Annotated in this window: 12 protein-coding genes; 5 read left to right on the forward strand and 7 right to left on the reverse strand. The window is 60.5% G+C overall.

The window, feature by feature from the left end; translation table 11 throughout:
* Positions 1 to 323 precede the first annotated feature (323 nt).
* Positions 324 to 926 carry a Yip1 family protein gene (locus F8N62_RS03040; RefSeq protein WP_150709579.1) on the forward strand — a complete coding sequence of 201 codons (603 nt, stop codon included), beginning with the start codon at positions 324 to 326 and terminating at the stop codon, positions 924 to 926.
* A gap of 149 nt (positions 927 to 1075) precedes the next feature.
* Positions 1076 to 1570, forward strand: coding sequence for a SprT family zinc-dependent metalloprotease (locus tag F8N62_RS03045; protein WP_150709580.1), 495 nt, complete (start codon positions 1076 to 1078; stop codon positions 1568 to 1570).
* A gap of 120 nt (positions 1571 to 1690) precedes the next feature.
* Here F8N62_RS03045 and F8N62_RS03050 read toward each other — a convergent pair whose 3' ends face one another.
* Positions 1691 to 2872, reverse strand: a complete 1182-nt coding sequence (locus tag F8N62_RS03050) for a CaiB/BaiF CoA transferase family protein (protein ID WP_150709581.1) — start codon at positions 2870 to 2872, stop codon at positions 1691 to 1693.
* 145 nt (positions 2873 to 3017) lie between these two features.
* Positions 3018 to 4352 carry a dicarboxylate/amino acid:cation symporter gene (locus F8N62_RS03055; RefSeq protein WP_150709582.1) on the reverse strand — a complete coding sequence of 445 codons (1335 nt, stop codon included), beginning with the start codon at positions 4350 to 4352 and terminating at the stop codon, positions 3018 to 3020.
* 337 nt (positions 4353 to 4689) lie between these two features.
* Here F8N62_RS03055 and F8N62_RS03060 point away from each other — a divergent pair, with 337 nt between their 5' ends.
* Complete coding sequence (locus tag F8N62_RS03060; protein WP_150709583.1) at positions 4690 to 5688, forward strand: AraC family transcriptional regulator; 999 nt, start codon at positions 4690 to 4692, stop codon at positions 5686 to 5688.
* Positions 5689 to 5786: 98 nt separating this feature from the next.
* Here F8N62_RS03060 and F8N62_RS03065 read toward each other — a convergent pair whose 3' ends face one another.
* From F8N62_RS03065 to F8N62_RS03075, 3 genes are read right to left on the reverse strand one after another with little or no spacing between them, the layout of a single operon-like run.
* Entirely contained in the window at positions 5787 to 7133 is a 1347-nt protein-coding gene (locus F8N62_RS03065; protein ID WP_150709584.1) for an ATP-binding protein, read from the reverse strand.
* A complete protein-coding gene (locus tag F8N62_RS03070) occupies positions 7130 to 7807 on the reverse strand; it encodes a response regulator (RefSeq protein WP_150709585.1) in 678 nt (225 codons plus the stop codon). Before F8N62_RS03070 ends, F8N62_RS03065 begins: the two co-directional genes overlap by 4 nt.
* 48 nt (positions 7808 to 7855) lie before the next feature.
* A complete protein-coding gene (locus tag F8N62_RS03075; protein ID WP_150709586.1) occupies positions 7856 to 8161 on the reverse strand; it encodes a hypothetical protein in 306 nt (101 codons plus the stop codon).
* A 143-nt stretch (positions 8162 to 8304) separates the two neighbouring features.
* Here F8N62_RS03075 and F8N62_RS03080 point away from each other — a divergent pair, with 143 nt between their 5' ends.
* Positions 8305 to 9096: a dienelactone hydrolase family protein gene (locus F8N62_RS03080; RefSeq protein WP_150709587.1), complete on the forward strand. Its 792-nt coding sequence runs from the start codon at positions 8305 to 8307 to the stop codon at positions 9094 to 9096.
* Positions 9097 to 9307: 211 nt separating this feature from the next.
* A complete protein-coding gene (locus tag F8N62_RS03090; protein ID WP_224791332.1) occupies positions 9308 to 10033 on the forward strand; it encodes a 4'-phosphopantetheinyl transferase family protein in 726 nt (241 codons plus the stop codon).
* 126 nt (positions 10034 to 10159) lie between these two features.
* Here the strand turns inward: F8N62_RS03090 and F8N62_RS03095 are convergent, their stop codons facing one another.
* Both F8N62_RS03095 and F8N62_RS03100 read right to left on the reverse strand, forming a co-directional pair.
* On the reverse strand, positions 10160 to 11770 hold the full coding sequence (locus tag F8N62_RS03095; RefSeq protein WP_150709589.1) for an ATP-binding protein: 1611 nt from the start codon (positions 11768 to 11770) through the stop codon (positions 10160 to 10162).
* Positions 11767 to 12489 (reverse strand): response regulator, encoded by a 723-nt coding sequence (locus F8N62_RS03100; protein WP_150709590.1) that lies wholly within the window; start codon positions 12487 to 12489, stop codon positions 11767 to 11769. Before F8N62_RS03100 ends, F8N62_RS03095 begins: the two co-directional genes overlap by 4 nt.
* Positions 12490 to 13214 lie beyond the last annotated feature (725 nt).

Raw genomic sequence — 13214 nt, forward strand, 5'->3', positions numbered from 1 at the left:
GCATCAGTGGCGAAGGCCCGACTATCCCCCTGTGGGAGCGAGCCTGCTCGCGATAGCGGTGTGTCAGTCAAACGGTAGTGCCTGGGACACCGCTTTCGCGAGCAGGCTCGCTCCCACAGGGTTCACCATTGACAGTCCCGGCCGCGATTAACAGCTGTTTTTACAGCGCGATTTGCTCTAACGCCCTCGCACCCGCGCCGTTAAGACCTTTCTATACTGCGAACTAAGGTCGCACACATATCCAGACCTTTTACTTACGTGGCCACTTTGGCCTGTAGGCGCTCCACTGGGGGGCGACGGTAAAAACAAGAGGAGTGACTGGCATGATCCATCACGTAGTGGGGCTCTTCACCCACCCCGACCAGGAATGGAAAGAAATCCGTGGCGACCAAGAGGAAAGCATCAGCCACATGTACCTCACCCACACGCTGATTCTCGCGGCGATCCCCGCCGTGTCGGCGTTTATCGGCACCACACAAGTCGGCTGGGTCATCGGCAATCGAGCGCCGGTCATGCTGACCCAGGAAAGCGCGCTATGGATGACAGTCATGTCGTACCTGGCAATGCTCGGCGGCGTCGCCGTGATGGGCGCGTTCATCCACTGGATGGCACGCACCTATGACGCCAACCCGAGCCTGGCCCGTTGTGTTGCGTTTGCGACCTACACCGCAACCCCGCTGTTCATTGGCGGTCTGGCGGCGTTGTACCCACACATGTGGCTGGGGATGATCGTCGGGACGGCGGCCATCTGCTACACGGTGTACCTGTTGTATGTGGGGCTACCCACTTTTATGAACATTCCATCTGACGAGGGATTTCTGTTTTCAAGTTCAGTGCTTGCCGTAGGCCTGGTGGTGCTGGTGGCCATCATGGCGTTTACAGTAATTGTCTGGGGACTCGGCGTGGGGCCGGTCTATACCAATTAGTCACACTGCTTCCTATAACCAGATCTGCCAACACAGGCCGCCGCAAGGCGGCCTTTCAATGTGTGGGGGGCAACGACCATTCGGCGCTTCGACGATTCGCAAGGCGCAAAGGTTGCGGCATACTCGACGTCTCTGGAGATCCATCAAGCATGCCCGAGCAACTCAATTCCCGCGTCGAAGACTGTTACCAGCAAGCCGAATCCTTTTTCAAACGAACCTTCAAGCGCCCCGTGGTGAGCCTCAAGCTGCGCGGGCAAAAAGCCGGGGTCGCGCATCTGCACGAGAACCTGCTGCGCTTCAACCCGCAGCTGTACCGGGAAAACAGCGAAGATTTCCTCAAGCAGACGGTCGCCCACGAGGTGGCGCATCTGATCGCCCACCAACTGTTCGGCGATCGCATTCAGCCCCACGGCGAAGAGTGGCAACTGATCATGCGTGGCGTGTACGAACTGCCGCCCAATCGCTGCCACACCTATGACGTCAAGCGCCGCCGCGTGACGCGCTATATCTACAAATGCCCGTGCGTTGATAGCGATTTCCCGTTTTCCGCGCAGCGCCATGGTCTGGTGCGGCAGGGGCGGCGGTATTTGTGTCGCAGATGCCGCGGCACATTGGTGTTCAGCGGGGAGATGCGGGTCGAGTAAGTCGGATTTGTAGTGTCTTTCAGAACGCCATCGCGAGCAGGCTCGCTCCCACAGGGGATTTGTGAACGACGCAGATCCAATGTGGGAGCGAGCCTGCTCGCGAAGGGGCCGGAACAGGCGCTAGAGAATTACCTTGGCAGCGCGCAATTGGTCGATCCGCTCAGCACTGAACCCCAACTCCCCCAACACCTGATCCGTGTGCTCACCCAACGCCGCACCAACATGCCGAGGCTCGGGCAACCCCTCCGAGAATTTCAACGGGCAGGCCATCTGCCGTTGGGTAGTACCATCACCCCGAGGCACTTCAGTCACCAGTTCCCGCGCCTGCAACTGCGGATGCCGCACCGCCTCACCCAAGGTCAATACCGGCTCGACACACGCATCAAGCTCGGCAAACAGTCCACACAACTCGTCGAAGTCATGTTTCTCGAACTCGGTCTTCAGCGCATCCTTGAGCTTTTTCTGCTGGGCCGGTTGCGGCGATAAACCCAGGGCCGCCAGCTCCTCCAGCCCCAGCGCCGTACACAGCTGCTTCATGAACGCCGGCTCCAGGCTGCCCACTGACAGCCAGCGCCCATCCCGCGTTAGATAGTAGTCGTAGAAACTGCCGCCATTGAGCATCTGGTCTTCCCTGCCCGGCTCTTCGCCGCAGGCCAGATACCCGGCGCCGGCCAGAGCGTTGAGGCTGAACGCGCAGTCGGTCATGCTCACGTCCAGATGCTGCCCCGCGCCGGTCTGCTGCCGGGCGATCACCGCCGCCAACAGGCCGATCACCCCGTGCAGCGAGCCACCGGCGACGTCCGCCACTTGCATGCTCAAGGGCAGCGGGCCGCTGTCGGCGCGGCCGGTGTAGCTCGCCAACCCCGCGAGCGCCAGGTAATTGATGTCGTGACCGGCGCGGTCCTTGTAGGGGCCGGTCTGGCCGTAACCGGTGATCGACACATAAATCAGTTTTGGATTGATCGCCTTCAAGGCCTCATACCCCAGGCCCAACCGTTCCATCACACCGGGGCGGAACTGCTCCAGCACGATGTCGTAGTCCTGCAGCAATTGCCTGATCACCTCAAGCGCCTCTGGCTGCTTGAGGTCCAGCGCCAGGCTGCGCTTGTTGCGATTGAGATACGCGTGGCTGGCCGACACACCCTGGTCGTGTGGCGGCAATACGCGCAGCAGGTCCACGCGGGTCGGCGATTCAATGCGCAAGACCTCGGCGCCCATGTCGGCCAATAACAGCGAGGCAAACGGCCCCGGTAGCAGCGTCGAAAAATCCAGAACCTTGAGTGATGCCAGTGGACCGGGCATGAGCGATCTCCGTGAACGATGTCTCCAGCCTAGGCAACCAGCGGCATTGCAGCAATCACCTGATGTGTCAGCAACCGTGACCGTTCTGCTCAAATCCCGGGCAAAAGAAAACCCGCCGGAGCGGGTTTTCTTATTACAACGGTGCTTACTTGACGTTGATTGGGGTTGGGCCTTCGGCCACACCCAGGTCGTCTTCTTCACGCTCGTCGGCGATACCGCGACCGCCCGAGGCCAGCTCGGATTGCAGCACGTCAGTGTCCAGCTCCTTGACCCACTTGGCGACAACGATGGTGGCAACGGCGTTACCGACCAGGTTGGTCAGGGCGCGGGCTTCGGACATGAAACGGTCGATACCGAGGATCAGCGCCAGGCCGGCAACCGGCAGGTGGCCAACAGCCGACAGGGTGGCCGCCAACACGATGAAGCCACTACCGGTCACGCCAGCAGCGCCTTTGGAGGACAGCAGCAACACCACCAGCAGGGTGATCTGGTGAGTGATGTCCATGTGGGTGTCGGTGGCCTGGGCAATGAACACCGCCGCCATGGTCAGGTAGATCGCAGTACCGTCGAGGTTGAACGAGTAACCGGTCGGGATCACCAGACCCACCACGGATTTCTTCGCGCCCAGACGCTCCATCTTGATCAGCATGCGTGGCAATACCGATTCCGAAGAAGAGGTACCCAACACGATCAGCAGTTCTTCACGGATGTAGCGGATCATTTTCAGGACGCTGAAGCCGTGAGCGCGAGCGATGCCGCCCAGCACGATCAGGATGAACAGCAGGCAGGTGATGTAGAAGCACGCCATCAACTGACCCAGTTGCACCAGCGAGCCGACACCGTAGGCACCGATGGTGAACGCCATCGCACCGAAGGCACCGATTGGCGCGAGCTTCATGATCATGTTGATGATGTTGAACATCACGTGGGCGAAGCGATCGATGAAGTCCAGGATCGGCTTGCCGTAGGCACCCAGGCGATGCAGGGCGAAACCGAAGATCACCGAGAACATCAGCACTTGCAGGATATCGCCTGTGGCGAACGCACCGACGATGGTCGACGGGATCACGTTCAGCAGGAAGCCGACGACGCTTTGATCAGCACCGGCCGACACATATTGAGCCACTTTAGAGGCGTCCAGCGTGGTCACGTCGATGTGCATGCCGTTGCCCGGCTGGACGATGTTGACCACGATCAGGCCAACCAGCAGCGCGATGGTCGAAACGATTTCGAAGTAGAGCAGCGCGTAACCACCGGTCTTGCCGACCGACTTCATGTTCTGCATGCCGGCGATACCGCTGACGACGGTACAGAAGATGATGGGCGCGATGATCATTTTGATCAGTTTGATGAACCCGTCACCCAGCGGCTTGAGGGCCACACCGGTCTGCGGATAGAAGTGACCGAGCAGGATGCCGATGGCGATGGCAACGATCACCTGGAAATACAGGGATTTGTACAGTGGCTGACGAGTCGTCATTGCAAAGTTCCTCAAGAGCGCGCGGTGACAACATCCATCTGTTGCCCACGACACCTGAATTGCGAACCCTCCTGCACTGGAGGGATTTGTTTTTTCGAGCTGCGCGACGGCAGGCATCTGCTCGTTGTATCGCAAGGCTCGTGCCACCTTTGCCAAAAGCCCGGCGAGCCTTTTGACATCTGGGGTTACAGGTTTAACGAGCGACGGACGCTTTCAAAAACAGTGGCGGGTTTCCGCCCATCCGCCAGACCTCGTCCTGCAATTTGGCGGATATCCGCCTTGTCCATCGTCAGCCTGGGTGAGTACCATCCGTCGTCCAATGACGGATCTGCATGCCATGCGCCACCGCACCATCGCCAGTCACTTCGCTCGCGCCGTTCTCGGTGGCGCGCGTCGCCTGGGTCACGACTGTTCAACGCTGCTGCAACAAACCGGCATCAGTCCCGAACTGCTGGAAGAACCGCGTGCGCGCATCGCGCCTGAACAGTTCACCCGATTGATTCAGGGTTTGTGGCTGGCACTCGACGATGAATACCTGGGCTTCGGGCCGGTGCCGTGCAAAACCGGCAGCTTCGCGATGATGTGTCACGCCTTGATTCACTGCCGCAATCTGGATAAAGCGCTGCATCGCGGCTTGTTGTTTTATAGCCTGTTCCCCGAAGGTCCGCGTCTGACCCTGACCCGCGAAGACGAATTGATCCGCCTGAGCCTCGACGACTCGCAGTTCCGCGATCCCGATCACTTCCTCACCGAGAGCCAGCTGATGGTGTGGCATCGACTCGGCAGTTGGCTGATCGGCCAGCGTATCCGGCTGGAGCAGGCGACCTTCAGTTACCCGAGGCCCGCGCACGGTGCTGAATATGATTTGCTGTTTCCCTGCCCGATGGAATTTTCAGCGGCGCAGAGCAGCCTGCTCTTCCACAGCCGTTACCTGAGCATGCCGTTGTTGCAAGACGAACGGACGCTCAAGCATTTCCTCGAGCGCTCGCCGGCCGACCTGCTTTCGCGTCCCGACGATGGCGACAGTCTGAGCAGTCAACTACGCCGACTGCTCAGCCGGGACAGTGCTCGCTGGCCGGATCTCGAAGCGGTAGCCGCGCACCTGCACGTCAGCCCGCAGACATTGCGTCGGCATTTGCGCGAAGAAGGTTCGAGTTTTCAGGAATTGAAGGATCAGTTGCGCCGGGATATCGCGATTTATCACTTGGGCCGTGCGGACCTGTCGTTGCAACAGATCGCCGAACAGCTGGGGTTTTCCGAGCCTTCGGCGTTTCATCGGGCGTTCAAGAAGTGGACCGGGCTCACACCTGGGGCCTATCGCGCTCAGGAAAATTAAGCTCAAAAGATCGCAGCCTTCGGCAGCTCCTACGGGTGCACGCCAACCCCTTGTAGGAGTTGCCGAAGGCTGCGATCTTTTGAGCCATCCCACCCATTTCAAACCACCGGAAAATGAATCCGGAACGCTGCGCCCCCCATCGGCGAATCCCCCAGGGTCAGCTTCGCGCTGTAACTCTCGATGATGTCCTTGACCACCGCCAACCCGATCCCCTGCCCCGGATGCTGACGGTCCAGCCGTTCGCCACGCTGCAGAATCCGCGCGCGCTGATCCGGCGGCACACCGGGGCCGTCATCTTCGACGCACAATTGGATGCCGACGAGGGTTTCACGCACGCTGATGCGCACTTCGCCCAGGCACAGGCGATACGCGTTTTCCAGCAGGTTGCCCATCATCTCCAACAAGGCCCCCTGCTCGATCGGCACGCAACACTGCTCCGGCAAATCGAAAACCACCTGCACGCGCTTGTCGCGATAGACCTTGTCCAGCGTGTCGCAAAGGCTTTGCAGCACTGGCCGCAAGCGCACCTGATGGCGCACCAGACCACTTTTGCGCAGGCTGGCGCGCTGCAACTGATAGCTGATCTGCTGGCTCATGCGCTCGATCTGGGTTTGCAGCACCCAGGCCTGATCACGATCTTCGGGGCGCTGCGCCATGTCCTCGCTGACGCCTTGCAACACGGCCAACGGGGTCTTCAGGCTGTGGGCCAGATCGTCGAGGGAATCGCGATAGCGGCTGCGCTGTTCACGCTCGCTGTGCAGCAAGCGGTTGAGGGAGCCGGTCAGGCGCAACAGTTCGCGCGGGTGTTGTTCGCTGAGGCTTTCGCGGGTGCCGCTTTCGATTTCGTCGAGTTCCTGACTGAGCCGGCGCAAGGCCCGTAACCCCCAGGTCAAGCCGATCCACAGCAACGCGAGTAGCACCAGCAACGCGGCGCCGAAGCCCAGATAAAGATTTTCCCGCAGGCCTTCAAGGGTGACTTCGTATTCGCGCACCGGTTGCAGCGCGACGATGCTGAACGCCGCGCTTTTGCCGCCCAGCAGTTTGACTTCGACGTCATAGACGAAGAACTCCTGGCCGTTGGCTTCGCTGATCCTGGCGAACTCGTTACCGCGCCCGTCATAACGCGGTTTGTAACTGAGGTGCTCTGCCTGCGTGCCTTTGGAGCGCCAGACCAGACGACCTTCGCGGTCATAGATGTAGCCGAGCAAACGGCTGTCGGTGAGGTTGAAGCGCTCATCGGGCAACTGCGCCGGCATCTGCAGGCGATTGCCCTCGACCCGGGCGGCGGAGATCAGCGTGGTGACGTCCGACGCCAGGCGCTGTTCAATCGAGTCCTGCAACGCGAGGCTGAACGCGCCTTGCATCGCCGGCAGCAGCGCCAGCATGAACAACACCGCCAGGAGGGTGGCGGCGAGCATCAACCGGACGCGAAGAGAACGAATCAAGTGCAGCGCTCGTTGAACAGATAGCCGAGGCCGCGCACGGTGTCGATCGGCTTGAACCCGGCCGGGCCTTCGAGTTTGCGGCGCAGACGGCCGACCAGCACTTCGATCACGTTCGGATCGCGCTCGTCGTCATCCGGATAGAGCTGCTCCATCAACCGGTCCTTGGCCACCACTTGCTGGTGATGACGCATCAGGTATTCAAGGATTCGGTATTCATAAGCGGTCAGCGCCAACGGCTGATCATCGAGGGACGCCTGCTTGCGATTGAGGTCCAGCAGCAACGGCCCGGCGACGATGGTTGACTGGGTGAAACCGCTGGAGCGGCGCAGCAGTGCGTTCAATCGCGCCTCCAGCTCTTCGAACTGGAACGGCTTGACCACGTAGTCGTCGGCACCGGCAGCCAGGCCTTCGACCTTGTCCTGCCAATTGCCGCGCGCGGTGAGGATCAGGATCGGGAAAGTCTTGCCCCGGGCGCGCAACTGGCGGATCAAATCGAGCCCGCCCATGCCCGGCAATCCGAGGTCGATCACCGCCAGGTCATGGTTGAACTGCCCGGCCTGGTACAGCGCCTCCTCGGCGTTGGCCACGGACTCGACCACGTGGCCGCTGTCCGTCAGGCGAGTTTGCAGGTGATGGCGCAACAGCGCTTCGTCTTCGACGACCAACAGTTTCATAACGCGCTCCCGGGCAAACGACATCTGCAGCGGTACAACAAGGTATTTTCAAGACAGATCATAGCGGCCTGAAACATCCTCTGGACGGAGTTTAATGCCATTGTGCGAGACCGACACGCTGGCGTAAGTGGCGCAGTAATCAGCCGGGGGGTGCTGTTGACCCAACTGCGCACCCCAGGCGCTGTCCGCTTTGACCACGCCGATGGCGCGGGAACTGTTCAGGCTGAGGGACTTTTTTTCCTTCTCGGCGCTCTTGCGCAGCACCTGGTTGGCGAAAGTGTCGTCGGCAGCGAACGCCGCTGTGCTCGCGCTTAACACGGTGAAAGCCAGCAGCAGGTTTTTAAAGCCAGTCATAGGGAAATCCTCATGCGCAGGTGCTTTGGGTACGGCGCTACATTACGCACCGGCCCCTGAACTCCCCCTGAACGCGGACTGAACCTGAGCTGAATCAAATCGACTAGGCTGTCTGGACGACTTTCTTTTCAGGAGATCCGACCATGCGTGTGTTCCTCGCCCTTTGCTTGCTGGCCTTGAGCGGGCTCAGCCAAGCGGCGATCAAAACTCAGGAAATTCCTTACCAGAGCGCCGACGGCACGAAGCTGATCGGGTATTACGCCTACGACGACGCCATTCAGGGCCCACGCCCGGGAGTCGTCGTGGTGCACGAATGGTGGGGCCTCAACGACTACGCCAAGCGCCGCGCCCGTGATCTCGCCGGTCTGGGTTACAGCGCGCTGGCCATCGACATGTACGGCGACGGCAAAAACACCGAGCACCCCAAGGACGCCATGGCCTTCATGCAAGCCGCGACCAAAGACAGCGCCGCCGCCAGTGCGCGGTTTCAGGCAGGGTTGGATCTGTTGAAAAAACAGGCGCAAACCGATCCGGATAAAATCGCAGCCATTGGTTATTGCTTCGGCGGTGCGGTGGTGTTGAATGCGGCGCGTCAGGGTTTGCCGCTGCTGGGCGTGGTGAGTTTCCACGGCGCGCTGGCAACCAAAACACCGGCGACGCCGGGCGGTGTGAAGGCGAAAATCCTGGTCGAGCATGGCGCGCTGGACAGCATGGTCACGGCGGATAACGTCACAGCGTTCAAGGCTGAAATGGACAAGGCCGGAGCCCACTATCAGTTCGTCAGCCTTGAAGGGGCCAAGCATGGGTTCAGTAATCCGGATGCGGACCGGCTGGGGCATGGTGATCATGGCGGGCCGGATATTGGTTACAACAAAGCGGCGGATGAGAAGTCCTGGGCGGATATGCAGGCGTTTTTGAAGAAGATATTCAGCTGAGCAGATAGGCCCTGTGGTGAGGGGGTTTTGTGGCGAGGGGATTTATCCCCGTTCGGCTGCGAAGCAGTCGCAAACCGGGCGACCGCGTTCTCCTGTTGAAGCGCGGCCGCAGGTTTTGGGGCCGCTCCGCGACCCAGCGGGGATAAATCCCCTCGCCACAAAAGCGCCCAGACACTACCCAGCTTCAAGGCAACCCGGCAAAATGCCCGGCATGAATCCCGTCCCCGCCCTGCCCGCTTGCTGCACCCCACTCGATGCTCATTGGCCGCTGCCATTTGCGTTGCCGGATACCGTGCTGTTGAGCACGCACTTCGATCCCTCACAATTGACCAGCGATGACTTTCAGCGCAGCGCCATCGAACCGCCGGCGACTATCCAGCGCTCGGTCGCCAAGCGCCAGGCAGAGTTTCTCGCCGGGCGGATTTGTGCGCGGGCAGCGCTGCAACAGCTGGAAGGGTCAAGTGTCGTCCCGGCGATTGGCGACGACCGGGCGCCGGTCTGGCCTGCGCACATCTGCGGCTCGATCACCCACAGCACCGGCCGGGCAGCGGCAATCGTTGCGCAGAAAAGCCATTGGCGCGGCCTCGGCATGGATCTGGAAAACCTGCTCAACCCCGAACGCGCAGAGCGCCTGGCCGGGGAAATCCTCACCCCGCCCGAGTTGCAGCGCATGGCAGCGGGCAGTCGCGATCAACTGGCGATGCTGGTGACGCTGACGTTTTCGGTGAAGGAAAGCCTGTTCAAGGCGCTGTACCCGATTGTCCGGCAGCGCTTCTACTTCGAACACGCCGAAGTGCTGGAGTGGAGCGAAGCTGGGGAAGTGCGCCTGCGGTTGCTGACTGACCTGTCCGGTGAGTGGCGCAATGGCACTGAGCTGGAGGCGCAGTTTGGGGTGAAGGATGGGCAGTTGTTGAGTTTGGTCAGTATCCAGGCCTGAAGGTTTTTGGTGGTTGATAGGGCCTCTTCGCGAGCAGGCTCGCTCCCACAGGGATCGTTGGTGTGGCAGAAATCCATTGTGGGAGCGAGCTTGCTCGCGATGAGGCCCGCCCAGCCGACATCAACCTCAGCGCTTCTCCTGATTGCGCGGCCAGCTCAAACTGAAACACGCGCCTCCGAGGCTTTTGCTCCTGCTGATCAGCGCGCGCCCGCCATGCCAATGAACGATCCGTCGCACTATCGAAAGTCCCAATCCATGCCCGCCCGACGCCCGCGTGCGGCTGTCATCGAGTCGCAGGAACGGGGTGAATATTTTCTCCCAGGCTGACTCGGGAACTCCCGGTCCATCATCTTCGATATCCACCCGACACCGCTGCTGCCCCACTTGATAACTCACGGTCACCCGTGACGAGGCATGGCGCATGGCGTTGGTGACCAGGTTCTGAATCGCCCGGTGCAAATAGCGTGGTTCGGCCTCGACCCAGGCATCATCGCAATCGGCGGCGGACAGGCACAAACCGCGCTGCACCGAGACGTCGGCGCGCAGCGGCGCCAACTCCTCGATCACTTGATTGACCAGCGCGTCCAGATCGATACGCTGGAAATTCAGCGCCGGCGAGCCCTGTTCCAGCCGTGCGTAGGTAAGCATCTCGTCGACCAGCCGATCCAGGTCCTCAATGTCGTGATCCATGCCTTCGCAATATTTCTGCAAGGCTTGCGGCGTGCTGGCCGAGCCGATCATCTCCAGGCCAAAACGCAGGCGCGCCACCGGCGTGCGCAACTCGTGGGAGACCGCGCGCACCAGCTCGCGTTGAATCGCCAACAATTGCTGTAAATGCTCGGCCATGCCGTTGAACGCAGACGCCAGGCGCCCCACCGAATCGGCACCGCGCGTCGGCACGCGGGTTTCCAGGCTGCCTTTGGCGATGCGTGTGGCGGCCGCTTCGAGACCGCGCAGACGGCGCTCCAGTTGCCGCACCAGTAAGTAGACGATCAAGCCGATCAGGCTCAACCCGAGCGCCGCGATCAGCACCAGCCACTCCGGCGGGTACGGATTCATCTGATACAGCGGGCCGATTTCCAGCACCCACGGTGTGCCGGGCATGCCGGCAAATACCCGGATCGAATCGCCGCCCTTGCCCAGCGCCATCACCGTGTCGCCCTCGGTCACCCGACGGCTCTGGTCTTCGTCCATGTCCGCTTCGTCAACCGTCACCAGCCGCAGGTCAAAACCAAAACCCTTTTCTTCCTTTAGCTGCGCCAGACGCTTGGGCTGGTCGGCCACCGGAACGCGCACCAGTTCGTCGGCGAGCAGGTAGATAGTCGCCCGCGCCAGCTGCTCGCTGATCTGCTGCACTTCGCCGGTCAACATCAACTGTTCCTTGGCGCTGACCAACCGATACACCTTCGCCGCGTGGGGGCCGGTTTGCTCCACCAGCGCCTGGCCGCGCAGCACGCGGGTGCGCTGGGTCAGGTCGAGGTCGGTCTGGGCAAAGGTTTTCAGCGCCAACGGGATGCCGAGCAAGCGTTCCCAGCCCAACAAGGCGCGGTGACGCTGGGTTTCGTTCATCGGTTGCAGGTTGTCGGCCATCAACGAAAACGTGCCGTGGGCCAGTCGCTCGCGGTACTGCTCGCCGCGCACCTGGTTGAGCATGTGCAAGGCCAGCACGCCGAGCACCGCCACCAGAATCAGCGCGGCGCACATGCCGCCATAAATACGCAGGAAGATCGAATTCACAGCGACGGGTCTACACAGGCTTCCGGCACAAACAGATAACCTTTGCTGCGCACAGTCTTGATCAGTCGCGGATGGTCCGGGTCGTCGCCGATTTTCGGCCGGATGCGCGAGATGCGCACGTCGATGGAGCGGTCCTGGCCGTCATAACCGATGCCGCGCAGGGCGGTGAAAATCTCTTCTCGAGACAGGATGCGCCCGGCATTGGCCACCAATAGCCACAGCAGGTCGAACTCGGCACTGGTCAATTCGATGCCGTTGTCATTCAGCCAGGCTTCACGCAAGGCGTTGTCCACCACCAACGGGCCGAACTGCAGGCGACGTAGTTTTTCCGGGACGGCTTCTGGCGCTTCACTGCGTCGCAGCAAGGCCTGCACGCGTGCCAGCAGCAAACGCGGGCGCACCGGTTTGCACACATAATCGTCGGCGCCGAGGTCGAGGCCGAGAATCTGGTCGGTGTCGTCGGTGCGCGCAGTGAGCATCAAAATCGGGCCGTCGTACTTGTCGCGGACCTTGCGGCAAATGCTCAGGCCGTCTTCGCCGGGCAGCATCAGGTCGAGGATCACCAGGTCCGGTTGCTCCTTGATGATGCGCGCCGCCGCCAGCGCTCCGTCGCCCTCGATGGACACGCGCAGGCCATTGGCTTCCAGGTAATCGCGGGTCAGTTCGGCCAGACGCTGGTCGTCCTCGACAATCAATACCTGCCAGGCTTCTTGCTCCACGGTGACCTCTGCTTGCCAACAACACTTATAAGGAAGGATCCGCCCGTCTTTTTGTAATGATTGGGGAGGATAAGAATGCGTACGTACCGACCGATTGTATAAACGTCGCCCGTCGAGAACACAAGCCGGTAAATGCGTTCGGACAGGCCGCTTTTTTGTGATAGGGTTCGCGCCCTTAAAAATCCGCGCGGCTGTTTTCAATCATTGAAAATCCGTGAAAAACGGTCCACTCCAGCAAGGTCGCGGCCTACACGCCGATTCCACCTTTCACACACAATTTACGCACAGGTTTATCCACAGGTAGTACGTTGCAACACCCTCCAAAACGCATTATCTTGTAGCTCGGCGCCGAAAAAACCCTACATATAGGGTTTTTGCTCAAAAGCCCAACCACATTTCAGACCAGAAACTCAAGCGCTTTATTGCCTGTTTATGGTTGAACCCAGCGTCATTTTACAAGCCCAAACCGCTCACGCGGATGGCACCGTTTTTTCAGGCCGGTACGGCCAAAACGGTACGGGTGTTGCAGTCATTAACTGCCACCCGGAATGGAATCCGGTGACGAGCCCAGGTTCGTTACCAAAGACTTCGGCAAGGACGCGGCATCATTAGCCTTTTTCCTACTGTCCCGAAGTTGTTATGCCCGACGCCCGTCGGTTGTAGTGCTTCAGGACAGAACGGTGGGCACCGTGAAGGTGCCCAAACAAACATAGAGAATGTGGAGA

The organism is Pseudomonas fluorescens, from assembly GCF_902497785.1.
Taxonomy (GTDB): Bacteria; Pseudomonadota; Gammaproteobacteria; order Pseudomonadales; family Pseudomonadaceae; genus Aquipseudomonas; species Aquipseudomonas fluorescens_BO.

Coding starts and splice junctions, on each gene's coding strand:
- F8N62_RS03070 (WP_150709585.1), bottom strand. CDS start 7,807: ATGAAACTGTTGGTCGTCGAAGACGAAGCGCTGTTGCGCCATCACCTG.
- F8N62_RS03055 (WP_150709582.1), bottom strand. CDS start 4,352: ATGACGACTCGTCAGCCACTGTACAAATCCCTGTATTTCCAGGTGATC.
- F8N62_RS03090 (WP_224791332.1), top strand. CDS start 9,308: ATGAATCCCGTCCCCGCCCTGCCCGCTTGCTGCACCCCACTCGATGCT.
- F8N62_RS03075 (WP_150709586.1), bottom strand. CDS start 8,161: ATGACTGGCTTTAAAAACCTGCTGCTGGCTTTCACCGTGTTAAGCGCG.
- F8N62_RS03060 (WP_150709583.1), top strand. CDS start 4,690: ATGCGCCACCGCACCATCGCCAGTCACTTCGCTCGCGCCGTTCTCGGT.
- F8N62_RS03040 (WP_150709579.1), top strand. CDS start 324: ATGATCCATCACGTAGTGGGGCTCTTCACCCACCCCGACCAGGAATGG.
- F8N62_RS03080 (WP_150709587.1), top strand. CDS start 8,305: ATGCGTGTGTTCCTCGCCCTTTGCTTGCTGGCCTTGAGCGGGCTCAGC.
- F8N62_RS03045 (WP_150709580.1), top strand. CDS start 1,076: ATGCCCGAGCAACTCAATTCCCGCGTCGAAGACTGTTACCAGCAAGCC.
- F8N62_RS03050 (WP_150709581.1), bottom strand. CDS start 2,872: ATGCCCGGTCCACTGGCATCACTCAAGGTTCTGGATTTTTCGACGCTG.